14 protein-coding genes and 1 pseudogene are annotated in these 15,651 nt (G+C 74.3%); 6 read left to right on the top strand and 9 right to left on the bottom strand.

What is annotated here, in order from left to right; all coding sequences use genetic code 11:
- Positions 1-84 precede the first annotated feature (84 nt).
- The 6 genes from EV699_RS02210 (at position 85) to EV699_RS02185 (ending at position 5,275) form a co-directional block, all read left to right on the top strand.
- Positions 85-1,401 carry a TRZ/ATZ family hydrolase gene (locus tag EV699_RS02210; RefSeq protein WP_132538496.1) on the top strand — a complete coding sequence of 439 codons (1,317 nt, stop codon included), beginning with the start codon at positions 85-87 and terminating at the stop codon, positions 1,399-1,401.
- Positions 1,402-1,452: 51 nt separating this feature from the next.
- Positions 1,453-2,166, top strand: coding sequence for a bifunctional 2-polyprenyl-6-hydroxyphenol methylase/3-demethylubiquinol 3-O-methyltransferase UbiG (gene ubiG, locus EV699_RS02205; protein ID WP_132538494.1), 714 nt, complete (start codon positions 1,453-1,455; stop codon positions 2,164-2,166).
- A complete protein-coding gene (gene gph / locus EV699_RS02200; RefSeq protein WP_132538492.1) occupies positions 2,167-2,856 on the top strand; it encodes a phosphoglycolate phosphatase in 690 nt (229 codons plus the stop codon).
- Complete coding sequence (locus tag EV699_RS02195; protein WP_165903992.1) at positions 2,849-3,568, top strand: squalene/phytoene synthase family protein; 720 nt, start codon at positions 2,849-2,851, stop codon at positions 3,566-3,568. The genes gph and EV699_RS02195 overlap by 8 nt, the downstream gene beginning before the upstream one ends.
- A 39-nt stretch (positions 3,569-3,607) precedes the next feature.
- On the top strand, positions 3,608-4,447 hold the full coding sequence (locus EV699_RS02190; protein WP_132538488.1) for a squalene/phytoene synthase family protein: 840 nt from the start codon (positions 3,608-3,610) through the stop codon (positions 4,445-4,447).
- Positions 4,448-4,531: 84 nt separating this feature from the next.
- Complete coding sequence (locus EV699_RS02185; protein ID WP_132538486.1) at positions 4,532-5,275, top strand: YciK family oxidoreductase; 744 nt, start codon at positions 4,532-4,534, stop codon at positions 5,273-5,275.
- On the opposite strand, the gene EV699_RS02180 is transcribed toward EV699_RS02185, so the two are convergent.
- The 9 genes and pseudogenes from EV699_RS02180 to EV699_RS02140 all read right to left on the bottom strand — a co-directional run bounded on the left by EV699_RS02180 (position 5,244) and on the right by EV699_RS02140 (position 15,636).
- Positions 5,244-5,768 carry an SRPBCC family protein gene (locus EV699_RS02180; RefSeq protein ID WP_132538484.1) on the bottom strand — a complete coding sequence of 175 codons (525 nt, stop codon included), beginning with the start codon at positions 5,766-5,768 and terminating at the stop codon, positions 5,244-5,246. The two genes, EV699_RS02185 and EV699_RS02180, sit on opposite strands and share 32 nt — an antisense overlap.
- Before the next feature lie 791 nt (positions 5,769-6,559).
- A pseudogene (gene rluB, locus EV699_RS20490) lies at positions 6,560-7,630 on the bottom strand (23S rRNA pseudouridine(2605) synthase RluB); the annotation flags it as partial.
- 88 nt (positions 7,631-7,718) lie between these two features.
- Positions 7,719-8,288, bottom strand: a complete 570-nt coding sequence (scpB, locus tag EV699_RS02170) for an SMC-Scp complex subunit ScpB (RefSeq protein WP_132538480.1) — start codon at positions 8,286-8,288, stop codon at positions 7,719-7,721.
- A complete protein-coding gene (locus EV699_RS02165) occupies positions 8,285-9,073 on the bottom strand; it encodes a segregation and condensation protein A (RefSeq protein WP_132538479.1) in 789 nt (262 codons plus the stop codon). The genes scpB and EV699_RS02165 overlap by 4 nt, the downstream gene beginning before the upstream one ends.
- 15 nt (positions 9,074-9,088) lie before the next feature.
- Positions 9,089-10,102 carry a tryptophan--tRNA ligase gene (locus tag EV699_RS02160; RefSeq protein ID WP_132538478.1) on the bottom strand — a complete coding sequence of 338 codons (1,014 nt, stop codon included), beginning with the start codon at positions 10,100-10,102 and terminating at the stop codon, positions 9,089-9,091.
- A 13-nt stretch (positions 10,103-10,115) separates the two neighbouring features.
- Entirely contained in the window at positions 10,116-10,799 is a 684-nt protein-coding gene (locus EV699_RS02155) for a site-2 protease family protein (RefSeq protein ID WP_132538477.1), read from the bottom strand.
- Positions 10,800-10,871: 72 nt separating this feature from the next.
- Positions 10,872-11,948, bottom strand: a complete 1,077-nt coding sequence (locus tag EV699_RS02150; protein ID WP_165903991.1) for a TAXI family TRAP transporter solute-binding subunit — start codon at positions 11,946-11,948, stop codon at positions 10,872-10,874.
- A 52-nt stretch (positions 11,949-12,000) separates the two neighbouring features.
- On the bottom strand, positions 12,001-12,627 hold the full coding sequence (locus EV699_RS02145) for a hypothetical protein (protein WP_132538475.1): 627 nt from the start codon (positions 12,625-12,627) through the stop codon (positions 12,001-12,003).
- Positions 12,628-15,636, bottom strand: a complete 3,009-nt coding sequence (locus tag EV699_RS02140; protein WP_132538474.1) for a tubulin-like doman-containing protein — start codon at positions 15,634-15,636, stop codon at positions 12,628-12,630.
- Positions 15,637-15,651 lie beyond the last annotated feature (15 nt).

The following is a 15,651-nucleotide window of genomic DNA, read 5'->3' as shown; positions in this document are numbered from 1 at the left end:
TTGCCCGTCGGCACGCGCCGGCGGACGGGCGCCCGGGCCGGGAGGATCGCTATACTCCTGCGCTTTCCGGCACCGGAGCCCCGCATGCTCACCATCGACACGCTGCTCTTCCCCCGCTGGATCGTGCCGGTCGAGCCCGCAGGCGTCGTGCTCGAAGGCCATGCGCTCGCGATCGACCAGGGGCGCATCCTCGACGTGCTCCCGGCCGTGGATGCCGCCGCCCGCTACCTCGGGCGCATCACGCTGCACCTGCCCTCGCACGGCCTGATCCCGGGCCTGGTCAACGCCCATGCGCACGCGGCGATGAGCCTGCTGCGCGGTCTCGCCGACGACCTGCCGCTGCACGAGTGGCTCACCGGCCACATCTGGCCGACCGAGGGGCGCTGGGTCAGCGAGGCCTTCGTGCACGATGGCACCCAGCTCGCGATGGCCGAGATGCTGCGCGGCGGCATCACCTGCTTCAACGACATGTACTTCTTCCCCGACGTGACCGCGCGCGCAGCGTCGGCGGCGGGGATGCGCGCCTGCGTCGGCCTGGTCGTCATCGACTTCCCGAGCGCCTGGGCCAGCGGGGTCGACGAATACCTGGACAAGGGGCTCGCGCTGCACGAGAACCTGCGCCACGACCCGCTGATCAGCACCGCCTTCGCGCCGCACGCGCCGTACACCGTGGCGCCGGCGACGCTGGAGCGCGTGCGCACCCTCGCCGACGAGCTCGAGCGGCCGATCCACATCCACCTGCACGAGACCGCCGCCGAGGTCGACGAATACCACGCGCGCCACGGCCGGCGGCCGCTGGCGCACCTCGACGCGCTCGGCCTGCTGTCGCCCGAGCTGCTGGCGGTGCACATGACCCAGCTCGACGACGCCGAGATCGCGCGCGTCGCCGAAACCGGCGTGCACGTGCTGCATTGCCCGGAATCGAACCTCAAGCTCGCCAGCGGCTTCTGCCCGGTCGCCCGGCTCCTCGCCGCCGGCGTCAACGTCGCGCTCGGCACCGACGGCGCCGCCAGCAACAACGACCTCGACATGTTCGGCGAGATGCGCAGCGCCGCGCTGCTCGCCAAGGCGGTCGCCGGCGACGCCGCCGCGCTGCCGGCGGGCCACGCGCTGCACCTCGCCACGCTCGGCGGCGCCCGCGCGCTCGGCCTCGATGCCGACATCGGCTCGCTGCTGCCCGGCAAGTGGGCCGATGTCACCGCGGTCGACTTCGGTGCGCTCGAAGCCCAGCCGCTGTACCACCCGCTGTCGCAGCTCGTCTACGCCAGCGGCCGGCACCAGGTCACCGATGTCTGGGTGGCCGGCCGTCACCTGCTGAAGAACCGCGTGCTGACCACGCTCGACGCCGATGCGATCCACCAGCGCGCCCGCGCCTGGCGCGACACCATCGCGAACGGCTGAGCCCCGCCCCGCCCCGGTCACAGCGTCCGACTCCGTTCCAGGTACCGCACCATGAGCACCGCCCACGCCAACGTCGACGATCGCGAGATCGCCAAGTTCGAACAGCTCGCCAGCCGCTGGTGGGATCCCGACAGCGAGTTCAAGCCGCTGCACGACATCAACCCGCTGCGCCTCGACTTCATCGACCGCCGCGCCGGCCTCGCCGGCAAGCGCGTGCTCGACGTCGGCTGCGGCGGCGGCATCCTCGCCGAAGGCATGGCCGCACGCGGCGCCGCGGTCACCGGCATCGACATGGGCGCCGCGCCGCTCGCGGTGGCGCGCCTGCACCTGCACGAATCGGGGCTCGCCGTCGACTACCGCCGGATCACCGCCGAGGCCTTCGCCGCCGAGCAGCCGGGCCACTACGACGTGGTCACCTGCATGGAGATGCTCGAACACGTGCCCGACCCGGCCTCGGTGGTGCAGGCGTGCGCGCGCCTGGTCAGGCCCGGCGGCCACGTGTTCTTCTCGACGATCAACCGCACGCCCAAGGCCTACTTGTTCGCGATCGTCGGCGCCGAGTACCTGCTGCGCCTGCTGCCGACCGGCACCCACGACTACGCCAGGTTCATCCGCCCGTCGGAGCTCGCCGACTGGACCGAGGCCGCCGGTCTCAAGCTGCGCGAGCTGACCGGCATGCACTACAACCCGCTCAGCCGGCGCTACTGGCTGGCGCCGGGGGTGGAGGTGAACTACCTCGTGCACGCCGATGCGGCCGAGGCGTGAATGAGCGCGCCCTCCCCGACTCCGATCCGCTGCGTGCTGTTCGACCTCGACGGCACGCTGCTCGACACCGCCCCCGACCTCGCCGGCGCGCTCAACGCGCTGCGCGCCGAGGAGGGGCTGGCGCCGCTGCCCTACGCCCGCCTGCGCCCGCTCGCCTCGCACGGCGCCGCCCGCCTGCTCGCCGCCGGCTTCGACCTCGGCCCGCAGCACGCGGCGTTCGAGCGCCTGCGCACGCGCTTCCTCGCGCTGTACCGCGCCATGCTGGCCGAGGCGACCGTGCCGTTTCCCGGCATCGGGGAGCTGCTCGATGCGCTCGACGCGCGCGGGCTCGCCTGGGGCGTGGTCACCAACAAGCCGGGCTGGCTCACCACGCCGCTGCTGGCCGCGCTCGGGCTCGCCGAACGCGCGGCCTGCGTGGTAGCCGGCGACACCCTGGCGGTCGCCAAGCCCGACCCGGCGCCGCTGCTGCACGCCTGCGCGCTCGCCGGGGTGCCCGCCACCGCCTGCGTGTACGTCGGCGACGCCGCGCGCGACATCGAGGCCGGCCGCCGCGCCGGCATGCGCACGCTGGTGGCGCGCTTCGGCTACATCGGCGCCGATGACCGCCCCGAGGACTGGCAGGCCGACGGCGGCATCGACCACCCGCTCGAGCTGCTCGACTGGCTCGCCGGAGCCATCGCACATGGCTGAACCGCGCCCCGACCTGCCACGGCGGCTGCTGCCGGATGCGGTGTTCGCGGCCCTGCCGCCACGTCTGCGCCAGGCGCTCGCCGAGCTCAGCGCGCTCGAACAGCGGCTGCGCGAGACCGCGCCGGCCGAGCGCGCGGCGCTGCTCGCGGGGCTGCCCGCCGGCCCGCTGCACGACTGCACCGAGGGCTGGCCCGACGCGCTGGTGGTCCCGCCGCTGCCCTTCGCCACGCTCGGCGACCTGCTCGCGCACGCGCAGCGCACCTGGGCGCCCTATGCCGCGCTGACGCTCGCCGTGCTCGGCCATGACGACGAGCGCGCGCGCGGCTATGCGCGCGCCATCGCCGGCGCGCTCTACCTGCTGACGCGCCTCGATCACCTGCGCGCCGACTGCCGCGCCGGCCTGCCCTACCTCGCCCGCGAGGACATGGCCCGCCACCGCGTGACCGTCGGCAGCCTCGCCACCGGCCTGCCGGCGCCCACGCTGGTCGACAGCCAGCTCGAACGCGCGCGCCGGCTGCTGCGCGCCGGCTCGCCGCTCGGCCGGGAACTGCGCGGGCGCAGCGGCTTCGCGCTGCGCCTGCTGATCCTCGCCGCCGACCGCTGGATCACCGCCAAGCGCCGCAGCGGCCTCGCCGACCCGCCGCCGTTCTCGGCCTTCGACTGGCTGGTGCTGGCGGCGCACGCCGTGCGCCACGGCTGGCCGCGCGACTGAGGCGCCAGCCCCCGGCCCCGCGCAACGACGAGCATCGCCATGAACCCCGACGATTACTGCGAAGCCAAGGCCGCACCCGCCGGCTCCGATCGCCACTACGCCCTGCTCGGGCTCGGCAGCCGCGAGCGCGCCGCGCTGAACGCGCTGTGGACGCTGGAGCGCGAGGTGCTGGACACCCCGGCCGACTGCCGCGACCCCGGCGTGGCGCGCACCAAGCTCGACTGGTGGCGTGCCGAGCTGGGCCGGCTCGCGGCCGGCGCCCCGGCGCACCCCGCCACCCGGGCGCTCGCGCCGCACCTGCCGACGCGCGGCCTCGACCCGGCGCCGCTCGGCGAACTCGTCGACGCCGCCGGCATCCTGCTCGACTACGACGCCTTCCCCGGCTTCGAGGCCCTCGCCGGCTGGTGCCACCGCAGCGGCAGCACCCCGCTGCTGTTCGCCGCCGAGCTGCTCGGCCTGCAGGACCGTGCCGCCGCGGTGTTCGCGCACGAACTCGGCTTCGGCCTCGCGCTGCTCGCGCGCCTGCGCGAGGTGCGTGCCGACGCGCTGGCGGGGCGCTTCTTCGTGCCCGAGGACGAGATGCGCGAGGCCGGCGTCACCCACCCCGACCTGTACGCCGGCAGCGGCAGCGCCCACACCCGGGCGCTGTTCGCCCGCCAGGGCGAGCGCATCCGGGCGACCTTCGCGCGCGCGCGCGCCGGCCTGCCGGACGGCGAGCACGCGCGCCTCGCGCCGCTGCTGGTGCGCCTCGCGCTCGCCGAAGCGCTGCTCGACGAGATCGAGCACGACGGCTGGCGCCTGCTCGAACACCGCGTCGAGCTGACGCCGCTGCGCAAGCTGTGGATCGCCTGGAACACGCTGCGCCGCGCGCGCGCGTGACGCCCGCGACGGCGCCGCTGGGCTAGAATCCGCGGCCCGATCCGATCCAGCCGCGGCGCCCGTGCGCCGACCGAGAGGCCCGTCATGCAGGATTACCAGCCCGCGCCCGACCTGCTGCAGAACCGCGTGATCCTGATCACCGGCGCCGGCGACGGCATCGGCCGCGCCACCGCCCGCGCCTGCGCGGCGCACGGCGCCACCGTGATCCTGCTCGGGCGCACGCTGAAGAAGCTCGAAGCGGTCTACGACGAGATCGTCGCCGCCGGCGGCCCCGAGCCGGTGCTGCACCCGATGAACCTGCTCGGCACCAACGGCAAGGAGTACTTCGACCTCGCCGACGCGATCGAGGAGAACTTCGGGCGCCTCGACGGCCTGCTGCACAACGCCGGCTGGGTCGGCGCGCTGACCCCGATCGCCAACTACGACGTGGAGCTGTGGTTCCAGGCGATCCAGGTCAACCTGCACGCCCCCTTCCTGCTCACCCACACGCTGCTCGGGCTGCTGAACGCCGCGCCCGACGCCTCGGTGGTGTTCAGCGCCGACGCGGTGGCCGATGCCGGCAAGGCCTACTGGGGCGCCTACGGCGTCGCCAAGGGCGGCACGCAGACGCTGATGAAGATCCTGGCGAACGAGCTCGAAGCCAACACCGCGATCCGCGTCAACAGCGTCGATCCCGGCGTGGTGCGCACCAACCTGCGCGTGCGCGTCTACCCCGGCATCTCGCCCGAGGACTGGGCGTCACCGGAGGCGGTGGTGCTCCCCTACCTGTACCTGCTCGGCCCCGACAGCCGCGGCGTCACCGGCCAGACCCTGCGCGCGCAGGGCTGACGCCACCCCCCTCGCAACGCGCGTGCCGCAGCAGCGGCACGCCGAGCCGGCGCGCGAGCCCCTCGCCACCGGCGCGCATCAGCGCATCGTGGTTCCACACGAACAGCGGGCGCGCCAGCGGTGCGAGCAGGCGCATCCACGGCTTGTCGACGTCCACGCTCCAGGCGTAGCGCACGCAGGTGCCGCCGGCGATCTCGGTGAGCTGCCAGCAGCCGCGGCCGCGCAGATCGCCGCGGGCCTCGCCGGCGAGCAGCCGCGGCGGCTCGACGGCGGTCGAGCGCATCTCGAAGGTGATCGTGTACGGCAGCCGCGTCGCCCAGCGGTAGCGCCGGCGCTCGCCGACGCCGCGGGCGTCGCCGGGGGAGAGGCACTCGACCGCGCGCAGGTACGGCCACCACTGCGGCCAGTGCTCGACCGCCGACAGCTCGGCCCACACCGCGTCGATCGGCGCCGCCAGGGTCCACTCGGTGACGAGTTCGAGGCGTGCGGCCACCGGCGCGGCGCTCAGCGCGGGCGCGGACCGCGCGGCCTGCCCTGGCGCGGACCGCCGCCGTGCGGCTTCGGCGCCGGGCGCGATGCGCGCGGCGGTGCCTCGCCGGCGCCGCCGCGCGGGAGCGAGAGCCGGGTGCGCGGTTCCGGGGCGGCGGCCGGCGCCGGCCGCCCGGCCGCGCGCTCGCGATGTGCCGCCGCGAGCGCGCGCGAACGCCGCAGCTCGAGCGCCTCCGTCCGCGCACCGCGGGTGGGCGGGCGAGCCGCGGTGGCACCGCTGCCATGCGCGCCGCGCCCGCGCGCCGCCGGGGCCTCGCCCGCACCGTCGCGATGGCCGCGCGACGGCGCATGCTCGGCGCCGTGTCGCCGCGCGGTGCCATCGGCGGCACGCGGCGGCGTGCGCTGGCGCCCGGCGTGCGCCGGCCCGGCGCGGTGCGGGGCTGCCCGCGCATCGTCGGCACCGCCCGCCGGGCGCCAGCGCGGTGCGTCGGTGTCGCGCGTGCGCTCGGGTGCCGCGGTGCGCGCGGGGCGCCGCCGTGGCGCCGAGGCGCCGTCGGCACCACCCGCCGGGCGCCAGCGCGGTGCATCGGTGTCACGCGTACGTTCGGGTGCCGCGGGGCGCCGCCGTGGCGCCGAGGCGTCGTCGGCACCGCCCGCCGGGCGCCAGCGCGGAGCGTCGGCATCGCGCGTACGTTCGGGTGCCGCGGGGCGCCGCCGTGGCGCCGAGGCGTCGTCGGCACCGCCCGCCGGGCGCCAGCGCGGCGCGTCGGTGTCACGCGTGCGCTCGGGTGCCGCGGGGCGCCGCCGTGGCGCCGAGGCGTCGTCGGCACCGCCCGCCGGGCGCCAGCGCGGTGCGTCGGTGTCACGCGTGCGCTCGGGTGCCGCGGGGCGCGCGGGGCGCCGCCGTGGCACGTCGGCCTCGGCGCCGGGTTCCGCGGCGCGGCGCGGGCGACCGTCCTCCCGCTCGAAGCGGGCGCGCGGCGCCTCACCCGTCGCGCGCCTGGCCGGCGGCGCCCCGCGCGCCGCGGCGCGCTGCGGGCGCTCGCCGCCGCTGCGTGCCCGCGGCGGCGCAGCGCCGGGACGACGTCCCGGGCGCCCGGCGGCCGGATGCGCCGCGGGCGCCGGGCGCTCCGGCGCCAGCCCCACGCTGAGCAGCAGGTCGTCGAGCTGTTCGGGCGTCAGGTCTTCCCAGCGGCCGGGGCGCAGGTGCCGGGCGAGGCCGACCGGCCCGTAGCGCACGCGCATCAGGCGGCTGACCGTCACCCCCTGCGATTCCCACAGCCGGCGCACCTCGCGGTTGCGCCCCTCGCGCAGCACCACGTGGTACCAGTGGTTGGCGCCGCTGCCGCCGGCGTCACGGATCGCTTCGAAGCGCGCGAGGCCGTCGTCGAGCTGCACGCCGGCGCGCAGCCGTTCGAGCACCTCGGGGCCGACCTCGCCGAGCACGCGCACCGCGTACTCGCGCTCGACCTGCGAGGACGGGTGCATCAGGCGGTTGGCCAGCTCGCCGTCGGTGGTCAGCAGCAGCAGGCCCTGGGTGTTGAGGTCGAGGCGCCCGACCGCGATCCAGCGCCCCTGGCGCAGCGGCGGCAGGTGGTCGAACACCGTCGGCCGCCCTTCGGGGTCGTCGCGCGTGGTGACCTCGCCTTCCGGCTTGAAGTACGCGAGCACGCGCCGCGCCGGCGCATGGCTGGCGAGCCGTACCGGCTTGCCGTCGACGGCGATGGCCTCGCTGCCCTCGGCCTGGTCGCCGAGCTGGGCGACGTGGCCGTCGACGGTGACGCGCCCGTCCCGGATCCACTCCTCGATCTCGCGCCGCGAGGCGAGGCCGGCGCTGGCGAGGAGCTTCTGCAGACGTTCGGACATGGTGGGGACTCCGGGGCGGTACGGACGGGGGGCGCATCGTAAGCCCTTGTCGGCCGCGCTGCCATCGCCGCGTGCCGCACCGCACCACTCAGGCGCCGGGGGCGCCGTAGAGTTCCGCGCCGATGGTGTCGAGATCGCGCAGTTCGGCCAGCGCCGGCAGCTCGGCCAGGCTCCTCAGGCCGAAGTGATCGAGGAACTCGCGCGTGGTGCCGTACAGCGCGGGGCGGCCGGGCACCTCCTTGTGGCCGAGCACGCGCACCCAGCCGCGTTCGAGCAGGGCCTTGACGATCGCGCTGCTCACCGCGACGCCGCGCACCTCCTCGATCTCGCCGCGGGTGATCGGCTGGCGGTAGGCGATCAGCGCGAGCGTTTCGAGCGTCGCGCGCGAGTAGCGCCCTGGCTTCTCCTCCCACAGCCGCGACACCCACGGCGCGAGCCGCTGCGGCACCTGCAGCCGCCAGCCACCGGCCACCTCGACGAGCTCGACGCCGCGGCCGCGGTAATCGGCGGCGAGCTCGGCGAGCGCGGCGCGCAGCGCCTCGGGCGACGGGCGGGCGGTGGCATCGAACAGGCTCTCCAGCCGCGCCAGGTCGAGCGGACCACCGGCGGCGAGCAGCGCGCCTTCGAGCACGATCTTCAGCGGCGGCGCGCCGTTCATCCCCTGAGCCTCACGTAGAGCGGCGCGAACGGTTCGTGCTGGACGAGTTCGAGCAGCGCCTCGCGGATCAGTTCGAGCACCGCGATGAAGGTCACGACCACGCCGCGCCTACCCTCGGCGGGCATGAACAGCGCGGTGAAGGCGGTGAAGCGCACGGCGTCGACGGTTTCGAGGATGCGGCTCATGCGCTCGCGCACCGACAGCGGCTCGGCCGCCACGTGGTGGTGGCCGTGCAGCTCGGCGCGCCGCAGCACCTCGCCGAGCGCCGCGAGCAGGTCGGTGAGCTCGACGCGCGGCGGCGTGCGCACGGTGCCGCTTTCGACCCACTCGGCGCCGGCGGCGAACACGTCGCGGTCGAGCCGCGGCAGCGCGTCCAGCCCCTCGGCGGCGGCCTTGAAGCGCTCGTACTCCTGCAGGCGACGGATCAGCTCGGCGCGCGGGTCGACCTCGGCCTCGCCGCTCGTGCTCGGCGCGCGCGGCAGCAGCAGGCGCGACTTGATCTCGGCGAGCCACGCGGCCATCACCAGGTACTCCGCGGCGAGCTCCAGGCGCAGCTCCTGCAGCAGCGCCAGGTAGTCCATGTACTGCGCGGTGATCGCGGCGATCGGGATGTCGAGGATGTCGAGGTTCTGGCGCTTGATCAGGTACAGCAGCAGGTCGAGCGGCCCCTCGAAGGCGTCGAGGAAGACCTCGAGGGCGTCGGGCGGGATGTACAGGTCCGCCGGCAGCGCGGCGAACGGTTCGCCGCGCACCCGCGCGATCGGCTCGTCGACCGTCAGGCTCACGGCCGCCGCGCGGCCTCAGGCCAGGCGCCGCAACCCCACCGCGGCGCGCAGCCGGGCGAGGAAGGGGGTGGCGATCGCACGCGCCTTGTCGGCGCCCTCCAGCAGGATGCGTTCGAGTCCCTCGGGGTCGGCGAGCAGCGCCTGGTAGTGCTCGCGCGGCCCGGCGAGCACGCCGTTGAGACGCTCGAACAGCACCTGCTTCATCTCGCCCCAGCCGATGCCCTCGGCATAGCGCACGCGCATCGCGGCGCTCTCCTCGGGCGTGGCGAAGGCGCGGTAGATCTGGAACAGCGTCGAGCCGTCGGGGTCCTTGGGCTCGCCCGGCGGCTGCGAGTTGGTGACGATGCGCATGATCAGCTTGCGCAGCTCCTTCTCGGGCACGAACAGCGGGATCGTGTTGTTGTAGCTCTTGCTCATCTTGCGCCCGTCGAGGCCCTGCAGGATCGCGGTGGCCTCGTCCACCACCACCTCGGGCAGCACGAAGTGCTCGCCGTACAGGTAGTTGAAGCGCTGGGCGATGTCGCGGGTCATCTCCAGGTGCTGGATCTGGTCGCGCCCCACCGGCACCTTGTGGGCGTTGAAGATCAGGATGTCGGCGGCCATCAGCACCGGGTAGCCGAACAGCCCCATGGTCACGCCGCGATCGGGGTCGGCGTCGCCGGCGTCGAGGTTCTCCTGCACCGCGGCCTTGTAGGCGTGCGCCCGGTTCATCAGCCCCTTGGCGGTGACGCAGCTGAGCAGCCAGGTGAGCTCGGGGATCTCGGGCACGTCGGACTGCCGGTAGAAGGTCACGCGCTCCGGGTCGAGGCCGAGCGCGAGCCAGGTCGCGGCCACTTCGAGGCGCGACTGCATCACGCGCTCCGGCTCCTGGCATTTCACCAGCGCGTGGTAGTCGGCGAGGAAGAAGAAGTACTCGGCGTCGCCCGAGCGGCTCGCCTCGATCGCCGGGCGGATGGCGCCGGCGTAGTTGCCGAGGTGCGGGGTACCGGTGGTGGTGATGCCGGTGAGGATACGGGTCTGGGTGCTCAAGCGAAGCCTCGATTTATCGCAGCAACAGGAGGACGACGGTCAGGAACAGGCGGTTGACGAGATCGACCAGCGGCCAGATCAGGCGCCCGAGGATGCCGCTGGCCGCGAGGATCAGCACCAGGATCATGCCCTCGCGCTCGTAGCGGTACAGCACCGCCGCGGCGCGCGGCGGCAGCAGCGCGGCGAGCACGCGCGAGCCGTCGAGCGGCGGGATCGGGAACAGGTTCAGCACCGCGAACAGCGCGTTGACCAGGATGCCCGCGGCGCCGACGTAGAACAGCGGCGCACCGGCCAGCGGCAGGAATTGCGCGAAGTACGCGCCGCCCGCCATCACCAGCGCCCAGCCGAGCGCCATCGCCAGGTTGGCGCAGGGCCCGGCGAGCGCCACCCAGGCCATGTCGCGGCGCGGCCGGCGCAGCCGGTGCATGCTCACCGGCACCGGCTTCGCCCAGCCGAACAGGAAGCCGGGCTGGCCAGTGAGCAGCAGCGGCAGGCCGAAGGTCAGCAGCGGCACCAGCACGGTGCCGATCGGGTCGATGTGATGCAGCGGGTTCAGCGACAGCCGCCCCTCCTGCAGCGCCGTGGTGTCACCGAAGCGCAGCGCCGCCCAGCCGTGCGCCACCTCGTGCAGCGTGATCGCGAACAGCAGGGGCAGGATCGAGACGACGAGACGCTGGATATCCGTGAGTTCTTGCATGGCCGCAGTATACGCAGGCGGGTCCGGCGACCGTGAGCGCACGCCGCGGCGCGCGCCGGTGCGCCCGACACCCTATTCGCAGAGTCCGAGCAGGCGCCGGTCCTGGTCACAGGGCCGCCCCGCGCCCTGCCCGGCGCAGTTGGCGAGGATCGGTTCGGTCACCGCGTAGTAGCGCCAGCCGGCGCGCAGCGGTTCGAGCCCGGCGCGCGGCGTCCACGCGACCTGCTTCCACTTCGGGTGGCCCTGCGCGAGCAGCGTGTCGTAGCGGCTGCACAGCGCCCGGGCGAAGGCGCCGATGGCGCGGCGGTTGACCTCCTGCGGGTAGTCGTAGGTGATCAGGTAGGCCTTGACCGCCAGCGTCGGCACGTCGGCGTCGAGCCAGCCGTAGCTCGCGTGCGCGATCTGTGCCGGGTAGTACACCGACAGCGCCTCGCGCAGCGACGGCTCGTCGGGCTTCAGCGCCAGCAGCCGGTAGTGCTTGCGCCCGAGCTCGGCCGGCACGTCGAGCTGCGCGATCGGCTGGCCGGCCACGAACACCACCACGTCGACCTGGCCGTCGCGGTCGAGCAGGCTGTTCAGCGCCTGCTTGTAGCCCTGCGCGGCGTCGGTGGCGGTGGCGAAGTTCACCCGGTTCGGGCGCTCGCCGCCGAACAGCAGGCCGTAGAGCGTGGTGGTCGACAGCGCCGAACCGCTGCCCTCCGGGCCCATGTAGAGCTTGCGCCCGCGGATCTCGTGGATGTAGTGCAGCGGCGAATCCGCCGGGACGACGAAGTGCATCTCCTCCAGGTACAGCGGCAGCACCACCCGCAGCGGGTCGATCAGCGCGCGCGCCTCCTTGTCGCCCTGCGCGGCGAGGGCGACGTAGGCCTGATAGACGTCGGACTGCACCAGCGCGAACTTGACCTTCTCGCGGTAGCGCATGTCGCGCACGTTCTGCACCGAACCGCCCGAACTCAGCACCTCGAGGTTCACGTTCGCGGCGGGGGCGACCAGCGTGGCGAGGTTCTGGCCGAAGGCGAAGTAGGTGCCGGTGCTGCCGCCGGTGACGATGCGGTAGTCGGCGATCGGCGCCGCGGTGGCGAACACCGATGCGAGCAGCGGGACGAGCGTGAGGGCGAGCGCACGGGCGCGGCGGAACAGTCGGTTCATGCGGGGCTCCGGGGGGTGAAGGGGGCGGGAAGGCGCAGCGGCGGCGGCGCGCTCACTCGCAGAGCTTGAGCCGGCGGCGCTCGTCGGCATCGCGCGCGCTGCACGGCGGCAGCCGCGCCGGCGGGCGTGCGGCATCCGCGGCGGGTGGGCGCCGCGCGGCCTCCTCCGCCTGCTGGCGGGCGAGCGCCTCGCGCTGCGCGGCCTCCTCCTGCGCGCGGCGCTCGGCCTCGGCGGCAGTGGCGGCCTGGCGGGCGCGCTCCTCCTCCTGCCGGCGGGCGACTTCGGCCTGCTGCCGGCGCGCCTCCTCCTGCTGCCGGGCGGCTTCGGCCTGCTGGCGCGCGAGCGCCTCGCGCTGCGCGGCCTCGTCCTGCACGCGGCGCTCGGCCTCGGCCTGCCGCGCCTGCGCCGCAGCCTGCGCCTCGGCTGCCTGGCGCGCTGCGGCCGCCTCCTCGTCCGCACCGCGGCCGAGGATCAGCCAGGCACTGCCGGCGAGCACCACGGCGAGCAGCCCGCCGATCACCAGCAGCGTCGCCGACGAGTTCTTCGGCTGGTGCAGGAACAGCGTCCTGCCGCAGCCGGGGCAGACGAAGTCCTGCCCCGGCCCGATCTCGACGACCTTCTTCGCGTTGGCGACCTCGCAGTTGCCGATGTTCGAACAGATGCCCTTGCGTACCGCCATTCAAGCCTCCTCCCGCTTCAGCAGGCGCACCGCACGCCGGCCGGCGTCGACGAAACGCTGATAGACCGCATCCTGGACGTTGCCGCCGCGCTCGGCCTTGACCGCCTCGACGCTGGCGAGCACCGCCTGCGCCAGCGCCTGGCGCGGATCGGCGTGACGCAGCCCGGGGCCGTCGAGCGCCTGCTGCACGGCCTCGCGGAGCGTGTCGAGCTTGTCCAGGTCGAGCGCCTCCCAGGCCTCGACGAAGCGCGCGCCGAGCCTGAGCGGCGCACGATCGAAGCCGTCGGCGTCCTTGCCGAGCAGCAGCACCTCGGCGGCGCCGGTGTCGGGGTTGCGCCCCTCCTGCAGGTAGCCGAGCGCGCGCGCGAGCAGCACGTAGGGCAGGCCCTCGCCGCGGATCTCCTCCACCCCCGGCACGTACAGCGAGGGATAGCGCCCGCCATCGCCCTCGGTGTGCAGTTCGAGCGCGGCACGCCGCGCATCGCCGCTGCCGAGGCGCCGCTCGTAGCGCTCGCGCAGGAAGGCGACCGGCTTCAGGAAGCGCAGCGGCAGCAGGTTGCTCAGCGAGATCAGGCAGATCTCGTTGTCGCGCTCGCCGCCCTCGAGGATCTCGACGTCGCCGCTGCGGGTGGCGCGGAAGTCGTCCTTGAGCCGCGCGGCGAAGGCGCCGTGCTCGCCGGGGCGCGGCAGGATCACGGTGAACTTGCCGAGCGCGGTCGGCACCCCGGCCGGGATGCCCGCCGCCACGCGCTGCTTCTCCAGCGCGTCGATGCGCGTGAACACCCCGGCGCTGCGCGCGAGCTCGCCGACGTACACGCGCAGCGCCTGCGGATCGGCGCCGTAGCGCTCCTCCAGCTTGCCGAGGATGGACACGCCGAGCACGCGGGCGCGGCGCTCGGCGACCAGCGCATCGTGGGCGAGCCGCGCGCCCTCGTCGCAGACCGTTTCCAGCGTGTCGAGCAGCGCCGAGGCATTGACGCGCTGGTTGAACACGCTGAACAGCGGCGTGTCGCCGAGGCGCTCGAACACCGCTCCGCGGGCGCGGCTCGCCTGGGTGCGCTGGGTCTCCTGGTCGAGCGTGAGGGTGCGGGCGATCGCGCGCACGTGCGCCGGGTCGTAGAAGCGGATCAGGTGGCGGCGCAGGTCGCGCTCGGCACCGGCGTCGACGCAGCGCTGTTCGAGCCGCACGCCGAAGCGCTTGAGGGCCTCCTGCACGGTCGCGTGGGCGCGCTCGACCTCGGCGGCGAGCGCGGTGAGCTCGTCGACGATCTCCGCCAGCACCGCCCTGGCGGTGGCGATCGCCACCGCGCGGGTGCGGTTGACGTAGAGCTCCTGCAGGTAGATGGCGTGGGCGTCGAGCACCTTGGCCGGGGAGCCGACGAGCCGGCCCATGAGCCCGATGCCCGCCCACTTGTGGCCGTTCTGGGCGAGCCGCGCCTGCGCCTCCTGTTCGGCCGCGCGCACCTTCGCGAGCGTCGCCTCGAAGCCGTCGTGGCGCTCGCGCAGCGCCTCGACCAGCGCCGCGAGCAGGCGCGCGCAGGCGTACAGCGAGCGCGCACCGATGCGCCACTCGTTGCACAGCTCGCGCTCCAGGCGCAGGCGCACCTCGCGGGCGATGTCCTTGCGGGCCTTGAATCGCGACTGGTAGAACGCCTGCACGCCGAGCGCACGCCAGTCCTCGTCGAAGCGCTTCTGGCACAGCTTGGCGAGCTCGTCGAGCCACGCCGCCTGCTCGAGCGTGCGCACCATGCCCTTGAAGTGCGGCAGCACCGTGTCCCATTCGGCGGCGAGGTTCTGCCACTTCGGCGACACGCCGTCGCCGGGCAGCAGCGGCGTCACCATCAGCAGGTGATCGTCGCCGAGCCCCCAGCGCGCCAGCGCGTCGGCCTGGCGCACCTGCGCGGCGAAGTCCTCGGGGCGCGCCTCCTCGATGAAGCCGGCGGCGTCCTGCCAGTGGTTGTAGGCGAGCTGCAGGAGCGCCTGGCGGGCAAAGCCGAAGCCCAGGAACTCACCGATCTCCTCCTCGGGGATCACCAGGCGCTTGATGCCGAAGGCGAGGAAGCGCTTCGAGCGCTCCGCGCGCCGGCCGCCCGGCGCGGTCTCGGGGGTGCCGTCGCCGTTCTCGGCGTTCTCCATGCGCGCGAGCGTCGCCCAGCCGAGCTGGCGGGCGCGTACGATCTTCTGGTACAGGAACTCGCCGACGATGCCCGGCAGCTCCTGGTCGACGTCGACGGTCAGCCCGTTCTCGTTCTCGTTGCCGAACACGTAGCAGCCGTTGAAGGGGTCGGCGAGGCGCAGGCGCCCCTTCACGCCGAGCACGTCCCAGGGCTGGTACTGCCCGGTCGACAGCGCGTTGAGCTCCAGCAGCGCCGCGTAGCCGTTGGCGTGGTAGTTGCCGGTGTCCCAGTTCGGCGGCGGGTAGGGGTCGGGCAGCAGCGTGTAGGCGAGGATGCGGTAGCGCGCCGACTCCGGGTAGAGCTCGCGCAGCTGCGCGAGCACGTCGATCAGGCTGCCGCTGCCGGTGCCGCCGGCGAGCCCGCAGAGCACGTGGAAGGTGACCTCGGTGATGCCCGAGGCCTGCACCTGGCGCACCTGCGTCTGCACCTGCTCGCGGAAGCGGTCGGCCTTGCAGGCGAACAGGAAGCGCCCGAGGCGGCGCTTCTGCCCGCCGAGCGTGACCCCGACGATGCTGTTGAGGATGTCGCGCCACTGCTCGCGGTCGCCGATCCACGGCCTGATGCCGGGGTAGTTGTCGAGGTTGTCGAGGCGCGCGCCGAGGTCGGCATCGGTGATCAGCAGCTGGCAGGCCGGCGGCAGCTGCGTGGAGACGCCGAGGATTTTCCAGCTCGGATCGTCGACCGCCATCATCTCGCTGCTCGAATCGACGTAGAGGTAGCCGATCTCGACGCCGTCGGGCTTCTCGCGGCGGAACTCCTGGTAGATCAGCTTGCGGAACGCGCGGATGATCTTGCCGCCGGTGCCGCCGAGACCGATGACGATGTGGTTCATGCGCGTGGGGTCCTC

Origin of the sequence: Plasticicumulans lactativorans (assembly GCF_004341245.1) — a bacterium.
Lineage (GTDB): Bacteria > Pseudomonadota > Gammaproteobacteria > Competibacterales > Competibacteraceae > Plasticicumulans_A > Plasticicumulans_A lactativorans.
The sequence above is the reverse complement of the archived record's forward strand: the minus strand, read 5'-3'. Positions and strand labels throughout refer to the sequence as shown.